This is a genomic window from Bacillus sp. AFS012607 (genome assembly GCF_002558005.1).
GTDB lineage: Bacteria > Bacillota > Bacilli > Bacillales > Bacillaceae_G > Bacillus_A > Bacillus_A thuringiensis_S.
In genome coordinates this window covers 219,878-235,939 of sequence record NZ_NTVM01000010.1, presented here as the reverse complement: position 1 = coordinate 235,939, position 16,062 = coordinate 219,878, and the positions used below count along the sequence as shown (strand labels likewise).

Below are 16,062 nucleotides of genomic sequence, written 5' to 3'. Positions count from 1 at the left end.
GGATTTTATCCGAACTCTTTTTTATTTTTATTTCACATGAACAACTAATTCGTTATTTTCTACATCGACAACTACGTGACTATTGTCAGTAATTGTTCCTGCAATTAATTCTCGCGCTAATTTCGTTTCCACTTGACGTTGTACGTATCGTTTTAATGGACGAGCTCCATACATCGGATCAAAGCCAGCTTCTACAACAAATTCTTTTGCTGCGTCTGTTAATTCTACTGTAATGTGACGGTCAGCTAAACGCCCTTGTAATTCTTTTACAATTTTATCAACAATACCTTTAATTTCATTCGTTGTAAGAGGTTTAAATAAAATAATTTCATCAACACGGTTTAAAAATTCAGGGCGGAAATGTCCTCTTAATTGCCCCATTACAAGGTCTCTTGATTCCTCTTTAATCGAGCCATCTTCTTCTAATCCATCTAGTAAATGAGCAGATCCAATATTTGAAGTCATAATAATAACTGTGTTTTTAAAGTCCACTGTACGTCCTTGCGAATCTGTAATGCGTCCATCATCTAACATTTGTAATAAAATGTTGAATACTTCTGGATGTGCTTTTTCAATTTCATCTAATAAAATAACGGAATATGGTTTACGTCTTACCGCTTCTGTTAATTGACCGCCTTCTTCATATCCTACATATCCAGGAGGTGCACCAATTAAGCGTGACACTGCGTGTTTCTCCATATACTCAGACATATCAATACGAATCATTTGCTCTTCACTATCGAATAAAGACTGCGCTAACGTTTTTGCAAGTTCTGTTTTACCAACACCCGTAGGGCCTAAGAAAATGAAGGAACCAATCGGGCGGTTCGGATCTTTAATACCAGCGCGAGCACGAAGAACCGCGTCTGATACTAAGCTTACTGCTTCCTCTTGTCCGATGACACGCTCTGATAAGATTTGCTCTAAGCGTAGTAATTTCTCGCGTTCACCTTCAACGAGTTTAGCAACAGGAATACCAGTCCAGCGTGAAACAATATCTGCAATTTCTTCTTCACTTACTTCCTCACGTAATAAACGATTTTCTTGTTTATTATGCGCGCCCATTTCTTCCGCTTCTTTTAACTCTTTTTCAATTGCTGGAATTTTCCCGTGACGAAGTTCGGCTGCTTTATTTAAATCGTAATTACCTTCTGCTTCTTCTAATTCACGGCGCAGACGTTCTAAATGTTCACGTAAGTCACGAACTTTGTGAATGTCTTCTTTTTCTTTCTCCCATTTCGCTCTCATACCACTTGCAACTTCTTTTAAATCTGATAGTTCACGTTGCAACGTTTTAAGACGTTCTTGGCTACCACGATCTGTTTCTTTTCCAAGAGCTGCTTCCTCAATTTCTAACTGCATAATACGACGCGTTACTTCATCTAATTCTGTCGGCATAGAATCGATTTCTGTACGAATTGTTGCACACGCTTCATCGACAAGATCAATTGCTTTATCTGGTAAGAAACGGTCCGAAATATATCGATCTGATAAAACTGATGCTGCTACAATCGCGCGGTCATGAATATTTACACCATGATAAATTTCAAAACGCTCTTTTAAACCACGTAAAATGGAAATTGTATCTTCAACAGTTGGTTCTTCTGCTAATACTTGTTGGAAACGTCTTTCTAACGCCGGGTCTTTCTCAATATATTTACGATATTCATCTAATGTCGTCGCCCCAATACAGTGTAGTTCACCGCGAGCAAGCATCGGTTTTAACATATTCCCTGCATCCATCGCACCTTCTGTTTTACCGGCGCCAACGATTGTATGAAGTTCATCAATAAATAATAAAATACGCCCTTCACTCTTTTTAATTTCATTTAATACAGCTTGCAGACGCTCTTCGAACTCACCACGGAATTTCGCACCAGCTACGAGCGCACTCATATCTAACGCGAAGATCGTTCTATCTTTTAGCCCTTCAGGTACATCTTTTTTCACAATACGCTGCGCTAACCCTTCAACGATTGCTGTTTTACCAACACCTGGCTCACCAATTAAAACAGGGTTGTTTTTCGTTTTACGTGAAAGAATGCGAATGACACGTCGAATTTCACTATCCCGGCCAATAACAGGATCAATTTTCCCTGCTCTCACTTCTGCCACTAAATCACGGCCATATTTTTCTAACGCTTCATAAGTTGCTTCTGGATTTTGACTAGTCACTCTTTGATTCCCCCGAACTGTCATTAAAGACTGTAATAAGTTATCTTTCGTAATATGAAATCTTGTAAATAATTGATTGATATCGCCTTTTTCTTCAGAAAAAGCAAGCAATACATGTTCCACTGAAATGTAGTCATCTTGCAATTTCTCTGCTTCTTTTCCTGCTCTTACAAATAGTTGTTGCAGAGCACCTGTTATATATAATTTGCCTACTTCTGCACCGCTTCCCGTTACAGAAGGCTTTTTCTTAATTAAACTTTCGGCGCCTTGCTTTAACGCTTCTATATCGACATTCATTTTTTGAAAAATACGCACTGCTAACCCATCTTGCTCTTCTAATAATGTAAACAAGAGATGAACAGTATCTACTTCTTGATGATGATGAGATACCGCTAAAGATTGGGCACTCATAATCGCCTCTTGTGTTTTTGTTGTCATTTGATTTAAGTCCATCTTTACAGCCCTCCAAACGTTTGACTTTCTTTGACCTTTGATTTAATTATACGCCAACTGACTTTTTTATACAATAAATTCGCCTATGCATTTTCAAACTTATTATTGGAAAAAGAAAAAAGGAGCATTCATTATGCTATTAAAAAAAGTACGATAAATGAAACTACATTATGTAACAACAAAAAAGCCGCAATAAAGATTGCGGCTTCTGTTACGGTTTTCTTTTATATGTCCACTGGCGGTTATGATTCGTGTTATCTGGAAACTTTTCACCGGCAGTTAATTGTACCATTTGCGGATTTTTTACCATACTTCCCGTTTCACCAATTTCTACGTAAATGCCATCATTTGGCGCTTTTTGTCCAGAACGAAACCTGCGATTTTGTCCCATCTTCATTCTCCTTCCATGACGTCTTGCCTCATTAGTATATCCATTTTAAAAGAAAGGTTTTCTGTCATGTTTAGGAAACAAGTACTACATCTCATTCTTGTACATATACATGAATGACACAAGCTTAGGAAGGAATTCCTTTCCTATCTGTAGAAAAAAAGAAACCAACCTACTCTAGGCTAGTTTCAAAGGAGAGTCAAACATATACGAGAAGATTACATGTTCATTATATGCCTCATCATACGAGCAATGTAACCCTTTTCACATTTTGTACATAATGAAAGAAACATTATTTGAACTTTCTAAAAAGATGTTGACTTTTCTTAATTTCCAACGAGAAATAGTAGACACCATAGTACTTCGCGACGTAAGATGGATATATAGTGAAACCTCCATCTATGGTGGTCTCACCCAGTCTAACCTCTTATTTCTGCATATTAAAAACGGAAATACAGATAGAAACAAAAAAATTATTATAAGAGGTGAAATTATGAACAAACAACATTTAATCGCATTAGACTTAGACGGCACTTTATTAACAGACAACAAAATAATTTCCACTCGAACGAAACATACAATTGCAAAAGCAAAGGAACAAGGACACGTTGTCGTTATTTCAACAGGACGTCCATTCCGCGCTAGTTATGATTACTATAAAGAACTAGGTCTGAATACACCTATCGTAAACTTTAACGGTGCGTACGTGCACCATCCTCTTGATTCAAACTGGGGTATACATCACTCTCCTCTTGAGCTAGCAACAGCGCAAGAAATTGTACGAGCTTGTTTTGATTTCGGCGTAAAAAATATATACGCTGAAGTTATGGATGATGTGTATGTTCGTGAAATTGATGAAGATAAAAAACACATTTTCGAATTCGGTTCTCCTAAGATTTTTACAGGAGACTTATTAAATATTTTAAATGACCATCCAACTTGCTTATTAATTGACGCACATGACGAGCATTCTACTGCAATTCGTCAACATTTAACTGATATGCATGCGGAAGTAATCGACCATAGAAAATGGGGTGCACCTTGGCCGATTATTGAAATTGTAAAAAGCGGATTAAATAAAGCGGTCGGATTACAAAAAATTTCTAGTCATTACAACATTCCACAAGAGCGAATTATCGCTTTCGGTGACGAAGATAATGATTTTGAAATGATTGAATTTGCTGGTCACGGCATCGCAATGGGTAATGCCATCCCTGAATTAAAATCACTCGCAAACCATACTACGTTAACGAACGAAGAAGATGGTATTGCTTTATATTTAGAAGAGGTTCTTGGGTTGTAATCTAAAAATTCCCTACTTATAGTTTCCTGCCAAATGCCCATACTATAAGTAGGCGCATAAGACATCGCGTCGATTGTTTTCAGCTAAATAAAGGGGGTTTTTCGAATGGGTAAAAAGAACAAATCAAAACGTTTTATCCAACAAGGAGCCGATGCTGTTATGAAGCATGATGCAAGATTCCCGTACAGAGGTACATTAGCTGAGGCAGAAAAGGCAAGAAGTAACTCTTCTTTTGGAGGGGTTTAAATGGGGAACTTACTATTCCAACAAGCTAGAGATGCTGTTGAAAATGCCGTATCTTGTTCAAGCGGTACTGAGCAACAAGATCTCGTATATAGAGCAAAAAATGCTTTGCAATCCGCTTACGCAAACTCTTCAACTGCTGAAAAAGTTCAGCTCCGTGAAATGCAAGAGCAATTGCAAAACATTACGAATGTACATTAAAAAAGAGGACCAACTTTGGTCCTCTTTAATCTTTCCGAAACAATCCGAACACCCCAACTGTTTGCAGTATATTTGTAAATGCACCTGGGTCCACTTGTTTAATAATCCTCTCCAATTCGTATAACTCGTAACGGGTAATAACCATCATTAACATTTCTTTATTTTCATTCGTATAAGCACCTGTTGCTGGTATCGTTGTAATTCCTCTTACTAATCGCGAGTGAATCGCCTTTCTTACGTCCGCCCCATTCTTCGTAACAATTAATGCTGTAATCTTTACATGACGAGTATGAATTGCATCAATAATTCTCGTTGATACATATAAAGTCACTAACGTATATAACGCTTTTTCCCATCCATATACATAGCCAGCAGCGATAATGATAATTGCATTAAAAAAGAAAAAGTATGTACCGACAGGCTTATCTTTTATTTTTGATAAAATCATGGCGATAATATCTAATCCACCTGTAGAAGCACCCCACTTTAAAGCAATCCCTACTCCAATTGCCGAAATAATCCCGCCAAAAATCGCATTTAATATAATATCATTCGAAACCGCTCTAACAGGGATGATTTCTAGAAACAGAGTCATAAATATAACACAAAGAAAACTAAAAAAGGTGAAGGCCTTTCCAACCTTTTTCCACGCTAAAATAACGACAGGAATATTAAATAAGCTAAACAATACTCCCGTAGATATGTGAATCGATAAAAAATCACCTAATATTTGTGATAATAATTGAGACAATCCAGCAAAGCCGCTCGCATACACTTTTGCTGGTGTTAAAAATAAATTCATCCCAATCGCGTTTAATAAACCTGCGATGATTACAACGATTAACTTCTTTATAAGTTCAGTATAATTCAACTTCAAATCCATTTCGAATCCACCTTTACCCTTCATAAATGCACCGCTATACATAGTCTTTACGAAAAAGGAAATGATAAACGTACAACGTTTAGGAATGGAGTTGATACATATGCCACATACGAGTGATAACGACAAAAAAGCACGCGATAATAATGCAAAACGCGCACAAAAAAATGAGCAAGAACAAAAAAATATAGAGCAAGGTAAACGTGCATACTCTAAAAAGACCGATCACCTTTGATTCCACCGTACATCAGCAATTATGTTGATGTACTTTTTTTACATTTCACAGGAAAAAACATTAAAAATTCACTTCATGTTCACTTCTATATTCTACAATAGCGATAACATATTCGGATGAGGTGTTGGCATGAGAGGGAAACAAATTTTCATTATTACTGCACTAATAAGTATATTGATGCTATCTGCTTGCGGACAAAAAAACGAATCAGCTACAGTCGCCACAGCAACAGACTCAACCGTTACGAAGGACGACTTCGAAAAACAGTTGAAAGATCGTTACGGAAAAGACATGCTATACGAAATGATGGCACAAGACGTCATCACAAAAAAATATAAAGTATCTGATGAAGAGGTAAATAAAGAAGTAGAAAAAGTAAAAAAACAATATGGAGATCAATTCAAAAAAGTATTAGAAAATAATGGTTTAAAAGATGAAGAGGATTTCAAAAATCAAATTAAGTTCAAACTTGCTATGAATGAAGCGATTAAGAAAAGCATTACAGAGAAAGACGTAAAAGACCACTATAAGCCAGAAATTAAAGCGAGTCACATTTTAGTAAGTGACGAAAATGAAGCGAAAGAAATAAAGAGTAAACTAGATGCTGGTGCTTCATTTGAAGAATTAGCAAAACAAGAATCACAAGATCTACTATCAAAAGATAAAGGCGGAGACCTTGGATACTTCAATTCAGGTACAATGGCTCCTGAATTTGAAACGGCTGCCTACAAACTAAATGTTGGACAAATTAGCAACCCCGTAAAATCATCAAACGGTTATCACGTTATTAAATTAAATGATAAAAAAGATTTAAAACCTTACGATGAAGTAAAAAAATCTATTCGCAAAAACTTAGAAGAAGAACGTATCGCTGACCCTATATTCAGCAAAAAATTGTTACAAGAGGAATTAAAAAAGGCAAATATTAAAATAAACGATAGTGATTTGAAAGATACATTTACTCTTGTTTCTCCACAAGGAAATTAAAAAAGCACAACCTTATTTTNNAAAATAAGGTTGTGCTTTTTAATCTTCTATCTTATTTCTTAAAGTAAGTCCAACCTTCTTCTTGGTAAACTTTTTCTTCTTTCATCAACTTACCAAGTGCGCGCTTAAATGCAGCTTTACTCATGTTAAAGCGTTCTTTAATATCTTCTGGATGGCTCTTATCCCAAAACGGCATTGCTCCGCCTCGTTCTTCCATATATGCATAAATTACTGCCGCATCGTCTTCCATTCCTTCTTCTTTACGAGGAAGAAGTGAAATGTTAATTGTACCATCATCTTTCACGTCAATAATACGGCCCGTTACACGCTCCCCGATGCGGACTTGTTCTTTTCTTTCTGTATGGTGTAAGAAAGCACGGAAATGCTCATCAGTTAGTACGAATGAACCAACTTGAAGAGAACGATATACACGTCCATTTACGTTTTTATTACGCATAGATGGCGTTGCATCTACGATAATTTCTTGCATATCACTGTCTCTTGCCGGAAGAGCAATTAAACGATCACGATTCGTTAATTTTAACGTACAATATAATTCGTCGCCTACTTCTGGCCATACCGGCATATAAATCGGGAACTCATCAGCTGGAATTAGTATATCTTTTGATACACCAATATCAACAAACACACCTAAACTAGGAATGACTTCTACAACCTTTACCCAGTTCCAATCATACGTTGTAATAATTGGCTCCTTCATTGTTGCTGAAATACGATTTTGGTGATCAAGGTATAAGAATACATCAATCGTATCGCCTTCTTCAATTTCTCCAGCTACTTCGTTTTTATGTAGGAAAATTTCTTCTTCTTCATTCCCAACCATATATCCAATTTCCGTTTCGCGTAAAACAGTTACCTGTTCAATCGATCCTATTTGCAAATACATATTTGTTAATTCCCTTCTATATATATAAAATTATCTTTTTTATCATTCCAAACAAAAGTTAATTATAACATGATTTTTCCTGTATTTGTCCAACTGCCCAAAATTCACTATAATAAAGTGAGGTTACATGAATATAAGTATGAAAACACTTAAGTCTAGACTCGTTTTCAGCTATACTTTAGTATGTACAGTACATAACAAGATTAGAAATTTATTTGGAGGTGCTAACTATGGCAAAAGATAGTTCTTTTGACATCGTTTCGAAAGTAGAATTACCTGAAGTAACAAACGCAATTAATATCGCATTAAAAGAAATCCAAAACCGATATGACTTTAAAGGAAGTAAAAGTGATATTAAATTAGAAAAAGAAGTACTAGTTTTAACTTCTGACGACGAGTTCAAATTAGACCAAGTAAAAGACGTTTTAATTTCTAAACTTGTAAAACGTAACGTTCCAATTAAGAACTTAGATTACGGAAAAGTTGAAGCTGCAACTGGCAACACTGTTCGCCAACGCGCAACACTTCAACAAGGTATCGATAAAGATAACGCTAAAAAAATTAACAACATCATTAAAGAAATGAAATTAAAAGTAAAAACACAAGTACAAGACGATCAAGTACGTGTTACAGCGAAAAGCCGTGATGACTTACAAGCAGTAATTGCAGCTGTTCGTAGCGCTGATTTACCAATCGACGTACAGTTCATTAACTACCGCTAAAAAGAAAACTCCTCTTAATTAGAGGAGTTTTCTTTTTAGTTTTGTAGAGACAATATTACAAGAACAAGCCATAGAAAAAAGGCATCTGCGGTGAAAATTGCTAAGTGAACAGAGTCTAACTATACGAATACTTCACAAGTGAATGCATGATTAAACTAGGCCTTATTGTAGAATTTGTTTCATACATGCATTTAGCAGACCTTATTGAAAATAAAAAAAAAGACAATTTAAGACGTTTCCCCTTCGATTTGAATTACTTTTCTTAGTAATTACATCCTAGGCCAAAGTCATCTTAAAAATCGCTGTAACTTATAATTTCTCTTCCCGCCAAAACGTAACAATTTATGAGTATAAGAATATTTCCCAACCTTTAATATAATGTAAAATTAATAAGGATCTTAAAAAATGTTAATTAAAAAAGAGTTAGAAGTGGTTATATGAAGAAATTAATATTATGGTTTTTATTGGCCACATTCTCCCTAAATACTGTAGGATGTTCTAATAATACGAATACACTAACGGATAAGTCTAACTGTATCAACAAAGCTTGGTACAAAAAAACTATGTCATGTAATCATTTAAAAAACATTAAATAGTTAATGATAAAAGTCATAAGAAAAGACACATCAAAGTGCCTTCCTCCGACTTGAACCATCTTAATTTTAATCATATTTGGATGGAGTTAAAAAGAAGCATAAATTGTTAATAAAGATGCAGACTTCAAAATAAAAAAGTACGTTAAGGACACTCTTATATTAAACACTAATATTTTAGAAGCAAGTTTATAAGTATAAAACCTACAGGGATTTCCCCTGTAGGTTTTATTATATTTCAAGTGATTTCCAAATGAATTATGAGTGGCTTTTTTCAGTTTGATTTTCAAAATATTTTTCTTTAACCATTTTTATCAGAGTTTCTTTTTCTGTTAGTTCAAATATAAATAATGCTTTTTTCATGTTATTTGCAATATCTTCTTCATTCTGTTGTTTAAATCTTAATAAATTCCATCCTTTTAAATAGTACAGTTCACCTAATAAGTATAAAGTATTTAGATTAATAGCTAATTTGATGCCCTTATCAATGTATTTTACCGCTTCTTCATATTGATAGGTCATACCTAAACATTTCGCTAAATTAAAAATGATTTTTAATTTAATCGCTTTATCTCTCGGAAAATCTAACTTATTAAAATTAGTTAAACATCTTCCTAATATAGTAATACTTTTATCATATTCTTTATTTTCCGCATAAAATATAGACATTGTCTGCATAATATCTATTTCTCTTTCTGATAAAAAATCAACATTGGTTAAAGTTAGTTTTAATGCATTATTTAAAAGTTTTAAAGCAGTTTTTATGGATCTGTTCACCTCAAATACAGCAATTGCTTCATGCCATAGGAGAAATTGTTTATCTTCTTTTGCTTGGAAATTTTTTTCATCTTTCTCTTTTTTCACTATTTCATAAAGTTCTTTATATTGTTTTTGCTTTAAGCAATCTTTTATTACGTATTTTACATTTTCTACATATTTAAATTTTTTGTTTTGAGTTAATGCAAATATATTATTCGGGTCAATACCAAGTCTTTCTGATAATTGATATAACAATATACTAGATGGATAAATCATACCTTTTTCTATTTTGCTAATTTGACTTTGCGAACATATTCCATGACATAATTCGGATTGTGATATATTTTTTTTAATTCTAAGCTCTTTAATGGTAATACCCAAATCGTAAAATTCCATTTTCCCACCTACTATTTAGCACTATATTAGTATAAGAGTATTCTCTAATTTTTAATGTAATATAAAATTAATATAGTTGCAATTATCGTTCGTTCCAAAGATCTTTCTCTATCCGTATTGACACAAAAACAGGCTAGGAAAAAGACTTTCTCCCTAACCTGGAACCCCCTCTCATTAGAGAAGTTTTCATTTTCGTATCGTTTCTCTTAAGAAATTTCATATCAACAGAATAAACACTATTGCCCCACCGAACAAACAAATACAATAAGAAGACATGAACATAGAACGAGCAACTTCTCATCTACGTTTCCTTTTAACTGCAATTAAAAACGCAATAAATAATACATTCACACCAACGATTAAGGAGATAAATAACCAATTCACACCTGTTTCTCCGTTAACTTTATACACGTTTGATTCTTCACGCTTTAAAACGAGATAAAATCCCCCATTTTCCTCTCTTATAATTTCATCCTCTAACAATCCTCTTAACTCTTGTTTTTCACCAATCGTACTTGCAGGTAAGGAGACTTTTTGTGTTTCTTTCGTATTATTAATTGCTACTAAAGTTACTTCATTTTTATATTTTCGTTTTAGTATGCTCATCCCGCTATTATCATACAATAGCTCAAACGTACCGCGTCGTAAAGACGGTCTCGCCTGTCTAAGTTCACCTAGTTTTGTTATGTGCTGCATAAATTTTTCGTCTGACTTAAAATCCATTAATCGTCTATTATCGGGTACACTTCCTCCATCTAATGCAATTTCAGTTCCGTAATAAAAATTCGGAATTCCAGGTGATGTTAACAGATATGTAAGCGCCAGTTTTAAACGTGATGGCGGATAATACATATTTTCTTTTGCAATACGCGCATATCTTTTTGTTTCTTGATCATCTAAGAACGTAACAAATTCTCCTTCTTTTTTACTCACATCGTATAACGATTTCACCGATACATCCGCTTTGGAAAACGATTCTACTATTTTTTCGTTGTATTCGCTATCCTCCTTTGTCATAATACGAAAATCTTTCTTTATCACTTGCATATCTTTTTGCGCGTTATCCCAAAAGGAACGCGGCTTTTTTTCACTATGTATAACATAACTTCCGTCTAAATCAACTTCTTTTATCCACCATTTCATTGCGTCAATTACCTGTTGTTCGTTTTCTCCAAGCGGAAATTGAAATACAACTTTCATTCCTTTTGCCTGAGCTTCTTTTACAAGTTCTTTCACATCATTTTCTGTCCCGAAATGTTCATTTACCTTTTTAAAATTTCGCACGTCTAATCCATCGTACTTTCCACTTTCAAAAAGTGGCGAAAGCATAACGGTAGTAAAACCCATTTCTTTTATGTAATCCAACCTTTTTATAATTCCTCTTATATCCCCGCCTTGATACCCTTCTAAATTACCAACTTCTAACTGTTTGTCATTTTTCGGTTCTCCATTATTGAAGCGATCAATCATAATGGAGTATATAACCTCATCTCGCCACTCTCTTTTTTCGTCTGCAAAAGTATGTATTGGTACAAACAAAATAACAGCTAAGCAAAAACAAATGAATAGTTTCCTAGTCCATATTTTTCCCACACGCATCCCCCAATTTTTTAATTGTAAGAATATTATACCAATTATCCAAGTGAAACGCATATGCCGATTTCAATCCTCACAAAATAATCTATGTTAGATTTTATGACATCACGTATGTAATTTTCTGAATTTTTAGTTGATTTTTAGTTTTATTTCGAATATGATATGAAACATAACAAATAGATGTTATTTTTTCTAACATTCCAGGAGGAGAGATCATGAATATGGGAGATACGGTTTTTATGTTTGTGACGACAGTAATGGTCATGTTGATGACACCAGGATTGGCACTTTTTTATGGAGGTATGGTTCGTAGCAAAAACGTACTCAGTACAACGATGCATAGTTATAGTGCAATGGCTATCGTTTCGATTCAATGGATTGTTATCGGCTATTCTTTATCATTCGGGCCAGATTGGCACGGACTTATCGGTACACTTGATTGGTTCGGTCTAAACGGAGTTACCTACGCACCAAATCCAGACTACTCATCTACTATTCCTCACAATTTATTTATGATGTTTCAACTCATGTTCGCCATTTTAACTCCAGCTTTAATTTCAGGTGCATTCGCTGAAAGAATGCGATTTTCTGCCTTTCTTATTTTTATCCTTCTATGGACAACAATCGTTTACAATCCTGTCGCTCATTGGGTATGGGGCCTCGGTGGGTGGCTAAGGGAACTTGGTGCACTAGACTTCGCTGGCGGAAATGTCGTTCACATCACTTCCGGAGTTGCCGGTCTTGTATTAGCTATTTTCCTTGGAAAACGAAAAAACATAAATGGTTCTTCTCCTCACCATTTGCCATTTACAATGTTAGGCGCAGGCTTATTATGGTTTGGCTGGTTCGGTTTTAACGTTGGCAGCGCATTATCCTTAAACGACGTAGCTTTAACTGCATTTATTAATACAAATATAGCCGCTGCTGCCTCTGCTCTAACTTGGATGCTTTCTGAATGGTTCTTCCAATCAAAACCGACCGCGATGGGAGCTGCTTGCGGAGTTGTTTCTGGTCTAGTAGCTATTACACCAGCCTGCGGGTTCGTTACACCTTTCTCCGCCCTTCTTATCGGAGCAATTGGTGGTATAATATGCTTCGGCGCCGTTTTCTTCCTAAAAACAAAATTCGGGTATGACGATACACTTGATGCCTTTGGATGCCACGGCATCGGAGGAACTTGGGGCGGTATTGCAACAGGACTATTTGCAACTACTGCCGTAAACGGGGATGGCGCAAACGGATTATTTTACGGAAATGCCGCGTTACTGTTTAAACAACTTATAGCGATTGGCGCAACATATGCATTCACGATCATCATGACGTATGCCATTATTAAAGCGATCAACTTCTTCCTCCCCGTTCGCGTCGATGAACATGAAGAACACATGGGTCTTGATATTTCAATGCATGGCGAGAAGGCTTATGAACATGCAGAGCGAGTAAACTAAAAAAGAGATGCAATCTATTGATAGTAGATTGCATCTCTTTTTTGCGTACTAGGCAACATACCCCACCTAGTATAAATGTAAATATATCAACGGTTTTTTGGATATATCAACGATTTTTCAAATATATCGATTGTTTCTTTCAATATATCAACGGTCCGACACAACATATCGATTTACAAACAAATTCCGACATAATTTACAAGCAAAATACCCCACATAACGTTATACAAAAAAGACGACCGAAACCCGGTCGTCTTTTCCTATTTATTTTGGAGCATTTCCTACATATTGCGTAATATCAACATTTAACGCCTGCGCTAAACGCATACCGTATTCTTGATCTGCACGGAAGAAGTTACAAACAGCTAGTAATTTCGTGCGTTCATTTACGTCTTTCAAGTCATTTGTTAAGTTTGCAATTAAGTTATCTTGCTCTTCTTTAGAGAATGAACGGTAACGCTCACCTGCTTGTTTAAAGTCATTTGGTTTCTCGATTTTTTCACGAGATACATAGCCTTCTACTTTCATAGTCGAATCGCGGTAAGCTTTGTCTTCAACTGGATTCTCTGCATGACGGCTCGGTTCGTAGTTGATTGTAGATGGGTTTTGATTCATTTGCATCGCACCATCACGTTGTTGGTTATGAACAGCTGCATATGGGCAGTTTACAGGAATTTGCAAGTAATTTGCACCAAGACGATAACGCTGTGTATCTGGGTAAGAGAATAAACGACCTTGTAATAATTTATCTTCCGATGGTTCAATACCATTTACAGTTGCACTTGGAGAGAACGCTACTTGTTCTACTTCTGCAAAGAAGTTTTTCGGATTACGATTTAACGTCATTGTCCCTACTTCAATTAACGGGAAGCGATCTTCTGGCCATACTTTCGTTGGATCTAGTGGATCAAAGTCTAAAGAATCCATTTCATCTAGTTGCATAACTTGTACGTGTAAATCCCATTTTGGATGATTTCCTTTTTCGATTGCGTCGAACAAATCACGAGTTGCATGATTGAAGTCTTTCCCCTGCACTTCTTGCACTTCTTTCGCATTTAAGTTACGTACACTTTGCTGCGGTTTCCAGTGGTATTTAATATAAACAATTTTACCTTCTTCATTAATCCATTTAAATGAATGGACACCGAAACCTTCCATTTCACGATAGCTTGCTGGTGTACCATAATCAGAAAATACCCATGTCATCATATGTGTAGACTCTGGAGTTAACGTCATGAAATCCCAATAACGATCTGGCGTTTGAATATTTGTATCCGGTGCTGGTTTTAAAGAATGAACCATGTCAGGGAATTTAATTGCATCACGAATGAAGAAAACTGGTAAATGATTACCTACGATATCGTAGTTCCCTTCTTCTGTATAAAATTTAACTGCGAAACCGCGTGGGTCACGAGCTGTTTCCGGAGAACCTTGACCATGAATAACCGTTGAAAAACGAACAAATACAGGTGTTTCAGTTCCTTCATTTTGTAAAAATGCTGCTTTCGTATATGGCTTCATGCTATTTTTCGTTACGAATACACCGTGAGCACCTGCACCACGTGCATGCACAACACGCTCCGGAATACGTTCACGATCAAAGTGTGCAAGTTTTTCTACTAAATGATAGTCTTCTAATAATACTGGTCCACGACGACCAGCTGTACGAGAATTTTGGTTGTCTCCAACTGGAGCACCTTGGTTTGTTGTTAAGCGATTATTTGGATTCATCTAGGGGGATCCTCCTCTTTCTTTCATAGTAATTATTATTTATTTAAAATTATTATAAATTAATTATTATTTAAAACTAAATCTTTGTCAACTATTTCCTTCACTTTTTTGGAAACAATTTCAGCCAAACAGTCGATAAATGCAGATTGTGCATTCGGCATATTTGGTCTAAAATATTTAGCATTTAATTCATCAGTTACAACTTTACATTCATAATCATTGTCATATAAAACTTCTAAATGCTCTGCCACAAAGCCAACTGGGCAATATATGAAAGATTCGTACCCATGCTCTTCATATAAATCTTTCGTTAAATCTTGCACATCTGGACCAATCCACGGATCTGGAGTATTCCCAGCACTTTGCCAACCCGTTGTATAGTTTTGAATATTGGCAGTCCCCGCAATTAAATCTGCTGTATGCTGCAATTGCTCCACATAAGGGTCCCCTGCTGCAATAATTGTTTCTGGCAAACTATGCGCCGAAAAAATTACAACTGTTTTCTCTTTATCTTCAATCTTTGTAAATGTTTCTTTTATTTGATCTGTCCAATACGAAATAAACTTCGGTTCATCGTACCATTGTTCAATTGGTTCAATCACAGGACCACCGATTTCTTTTGAAAGACGAATAGCACGGTCATTATACGCTTTAATGCTAAATGTAGAATAGCGCGGTGCTAATACGATACTAATCGCCTGCTCAATTCCATCTCGCTTCATTTCTTCTACAGCATCTTCTATAAATGGCGCAGTATGTTTTAAACCTAAGTAACAAGTAAATTCATACTCTGTAAATATGTTATTCATTGAATCTGTTAATTTATGCGCCTGCTCTTTCGTAATTTTTGCAAGCGGCGAAATTCCACCAATCGCTTTATAGCGCCCAATTAAATCTTCAAGCGCTTCTTCTGATGGCTTACGTCCGTGACGGATATGTGTATAATATGCCTCTACATCGTCTAATGATTCTGGTGTTCCATACGCCATTACGAGTAAACCTATTTTTTCCTTTGTCATCTATATAACACCTCAATTTTATAAAT

15 protein-coding genes are annotated in these 16,062 nt (G+C 35.6%); 7 read left to right on the top strand and 8 right to left on the bottom strand.

Annotated features, from left to right (window positions below; genetic code table 11):
* Nucleotides 1–27 precede the first annotated feature (27 nt).
* Together clpB and CN409_RS11545 are read right to left on the bottom strand one after the other, a co-directional pair.
* On the bottom strand, nucleotides 28–2,628 hold the full coding sequence (clpB, locus tag CN409_RS11550) for an ATP-dependent chaperone ClpB (RefSeq protein WP_000365378.1): 2,601 nt from the start codon (nucleotides 2,626–2,628) through the stop codon (nucleotides 28–30).
* A gap of 211 nt (nucleotides 2,629–2,839) precedes the next feature.
* Complete coding sequence (locus CN409_RS11545; protein WP_000531422.1) at nucleotides 2,840–3,019, bottom strand: YjzC family protein; 180 nt, start codon at nucleotides 3,017–3,019, stop codon at nucleotides 2,840–2,842.
* A 490-nt stretch (nucleotides 3,020–3,509) separates the two neighbouring features.
* Here CN409_RS11545 and CN409_RS11535 point away from each other — a divergent pair, with 490 nt between their 5' ends.
* The 3 genes from CN409_RS11535 to CN409_RS11525 all read left to right on the top strand — a co-directional run bounded on the left by CN409_RS11535 (nucleotide 3,510) and on the right by CN409_RS11525 (nucleotide 4,763).
* Nucleotides 3,510–4,319 carry a Cof-type HAD-IIB family hydrolase gene (locus CN409_RS11535; protein WP_001041241.1) on the top strand — a complete coding sequence of 270 codons (810 nt, stop codon included), beginning with the start codon at nucleotides 3,510–3,512 and terminating at the stop codon, nucleotides 4,317–4,319.
* Nucleotides 4,320–4,424: 105 nt separating this feature from the next.
* On the top strand, nucleotides 4,425–4,565 hold the full coding sequence (locus tag CN409_RS11530; RefSeq protein ID WP_000516816.1) for a hypothetical protein: 141 nt from the start codon (nucleotides 4,425–4,427) through the stop codon (nucleotides 4,563–4,565).
* Nucleotides 4,566–4,763, top strand: coding sequence for a DUF3813 domain-containing protein (locus CN409_RS11525; RefSeq protein WP_000527408.1), 198 nt, complete (start codon nucleotides 4,566–4,568; stop codon nucleotides 4,761–4,763).
* A 25-nt stretch (nucleotides 4,764–4,788) separates the two neighbouring features.
* Here the strand turns inward: CN409_RS11525 and CN409_RS11520 are convergent, their stop codons facing one another.
* On the bottom strand, nucleotides 4,789–5,646 hold the full coding sequence (locus tag CN409_RS11520) for a YitT family protein (protein WP_000364431.1): 858 nt from the start codon (nucleotides 5,644–5,646) through the stop codon (nucleotides 4,789–4,791).
* Nucleotides 5,647–5,746: 100 nt separating this feature from the next.
* Between CN409_RS11520 and CN409_RS11515 the strand changes: the two genes are divergently transcribed.
* Nucleotides 5,747–5,878: a DUF3941 domain-containing protein gene (locus CN409_RS11515; protein WP_001120845.1), complete on the top strand. Its 132-nt coding sequence runs from the start codon at nucleotides 5,747–5,749 to the stop codon at nucleotides 5,876–5,878.
* Nucleotides 5,879–6,007: 129 nt separating this feature from the next.
* A complete protein-coding gene (gene prsA / locus CN409_RS11510; protein WP_097980915.1) occupies nucleotides 6,008–6,865 on the top strand; it encodes a peptidylprolyl isomerase PrsA in 858 nt (285 codons plus the stop codon).
* 52 nt (nucleotides 6,866–6,917) lie between these two features.
* On the opposite strand, the gene CN409_RS11505 is transcribed toward prsA, so the two are convergent.
* Nucleotides 6,918–7,772, bottom strand: coding sequence for a CvfB family protein (locus CN409_RS11505; protein ID WP_000281261.1), 855 nt, complete (start codon nucleotides 7,770–7,772; stop codon nucleotides 6,918–6,920).
* A gap of 230 nt (nucleotides 7,773–8,002) precedes the next feature.
* Between CN409_RS11505 and CN409_RS11500 the strand changes: the two genes are divergently transcribed.
* Nucleotides 8,003–8,494 carry a YajQ family cyclic di-GMP-binding protein gene (locus tag CN409_RS11500; RefSeq protein ID WP_001040146.1) on the top strand — a complete coding sequence of 164 codons (492 nt, stop codon included), beginning with the start codon at nucleotides 8,003–8,005 and terminating at the stop codon, nucleotides 8,492–8,494.
* Nucleotides 8,495–9,345: 851 nt separating this feature from the next.
* Here CN409_RS11500 and CN409_RS11495 read toward each other — a convergent pair.
* On the bottom strand, nucleotides 9,346–10,242 hold the full coding sequence (locus tag CN409_RS11495) for a helix-turn-helix domain-containing protein (protein WP_000397873.1): 897 nt from the start codon (nucleotides 10,240–10,242) through the stop codon (nucleotides 9,346–9,348).
* Between the two features lie 297 nt (nucleotides 10,243–10,539).
* Nucleotides 10,540–11,895 carry an alpha-amylase family glycosyl hydrolase gene (locus CN409_RS11490; RefSeq protein WP_141527704.1) on the bottom strand — a complete coding sequence of 452 codons (1,356 nt, stop codon included), beginning with the start codon at nucleotides 11,893–11,895 and terminating at the stop codon, nucleotides 10,540–10,542.
* Nucleotides 11,896–12,053: 158 nt separating this feature from the next.
* Here CN409_RS11490 and CN409_RS11485 point away from each other — a divergent pair, with 158 nt between their 5' ends.
* Nucleotides 12,054–13,286 (top strand): ammonium transporter, encoded by a 1,233-nt coding sequence (locus CN409_RS11485; RefSeq protein WP_001055851.1) that lies wholly within the window; start codon nucleotides 12,054–12,056, stop codon nucleotides 13,284–13,286.
* Between the two features lie 264 nt (nucleotides 13,287–13,550).
* Here the strand turns inward: CN409_RS11485 and katB are convergent, their stop codons facing one another.
* Together katB and hemH are read right to left on the bottom strand one after the other, a co-directional pair.
* Nucleotides 13,551–15,017 (bottom strand): catalase KatB, encoded by a 1,467-nt coding sequence (gene katB, locus CN409_RS11480; protein WP_001069166.1) that lies wholly within the window; start codon nucleotides 15,015–15,017, stop codon nucleotides 13,551–13,553.
* A 59-nt stretch (nucleotides 15,018–15,076) separates the two neighbouring features.
* Nucleotides 15,077–16,036: a ferrochelatase gene (hemH, locus tag CN409_RS11475; protein ID WP_097980913.1), complete on the bottom strand. Its 960-nt coding sequence runs from the start codon at nucleotides 16,034–16,036 to the stop codon at nucleotides 15,077–15,079.
* Nucleotides 16,037–16,062: the final 26 nt, after the last annotated feature.

Excerpts from the sequence above, each read along its gene's own strand:
- CN409_RS11500 (WP_001040146.1), top strand. The coding sequence starts at position 8,003 with ATGGCAAAAGATAGTTCTTTTGACATCGTTTCGAAAGTAGAATTACCT.
- CN409_RS11545 (WP_000531422.1), bottom strand. The coding sequence starts at position 3,019 with ATGGGACAAAATCGCAGGTTTCGTTCTGGACAAAAAGCGCCAAATGAT.
- hemH (WP_097980913.1), bottom strand. The coding sequence starts at position 16,036 with ATGACAAAGGAAAAAATAGGTTTACTCGTAATGGCGTATGGAACACCA.
- katB (WP_001069166.1), bottom strand. The coding sequence starts at position 15,017 with ATGAATCCAAATAATCGCTTAACAACAAACCAAGGTGCTCCAGTTGGA.
- CN409_RS11520 (WP_000364431.1), bottom strand. The coding sequence starts at position 5,646 with ATGGATTTGAAGTTGAATTATACTGAACTTATAAAGAAGTTAATCGTT.
- CN409_RS11515 (WP_001120845.1), top strand. The coding sequence starts at position 5,747 with ATGCCACATACGAGTGATAACGACAAAAAAGCACGCGATAATAATGCA.
- CN409_RS11490 (WP_141527704.1), bottom strand. The coding sequence starts at position 11,895 with ATGCGTTTCACTTGGATAATTGGTATAATATTCTTACAATTAAAAAAT.
- CN409_RS11505 (WP_000281261.1), bottom strand. The coding sequence starts at position 7,772 with ATGTATTTGCAAATAGGATCGATTGAACAGGTAACTGTTTTACGCGAA.
- prsA (WP_097980915.1), top strand. The coding sequence starts at position 6,008 with ATGAGAGGGAAACAAATTTTCATTATTACTGCACTAATAAGTATATTG.
- CN409_RS11535 (WP_001041241.1), top strand. The coding sequence starts at position 3,510 with ATGAACAAACAACATTTAATCGCATTAGACTTAGACGGCACTTTATTA.
- CN409_RS11530 (WP_000516816.1), top strand. The coding sequence starts at position 4,425 with ATGGGTAAAAAGAACAAATCAAAACGTTTTATCCAACAAGGAGCCGAT.
- clpB (WP_000365378.1), bottom strand. The coding sequence starts at position 2,628 with ATGGACTTAAATCAAATGACAACAAAAACACAAGAGGCGATTATGAGT.
- CN409_RS11525 (WP_000527408.1), top strand. The coding sequence starts at position 4,566 with ATGGGGAACTTACTATTCCAACAAGCTAGAGATGCTGTTGAAAATGCC.
- CN409_RS11495 (WP_000397873.1), bottom strand. The coding sequence starts at position 10,242 with ATGGAATTTTACGATTTGGGTATTACCATTAAAGAGCTTAGAATTAAA.
- CN409_RS11485 (WP_001055851.1), top strand. The coding sequence starts at position 12,054 with ATGAATATGGGAGATACGGTTTTTATGTTTGTGACGACAGTAATGGTC.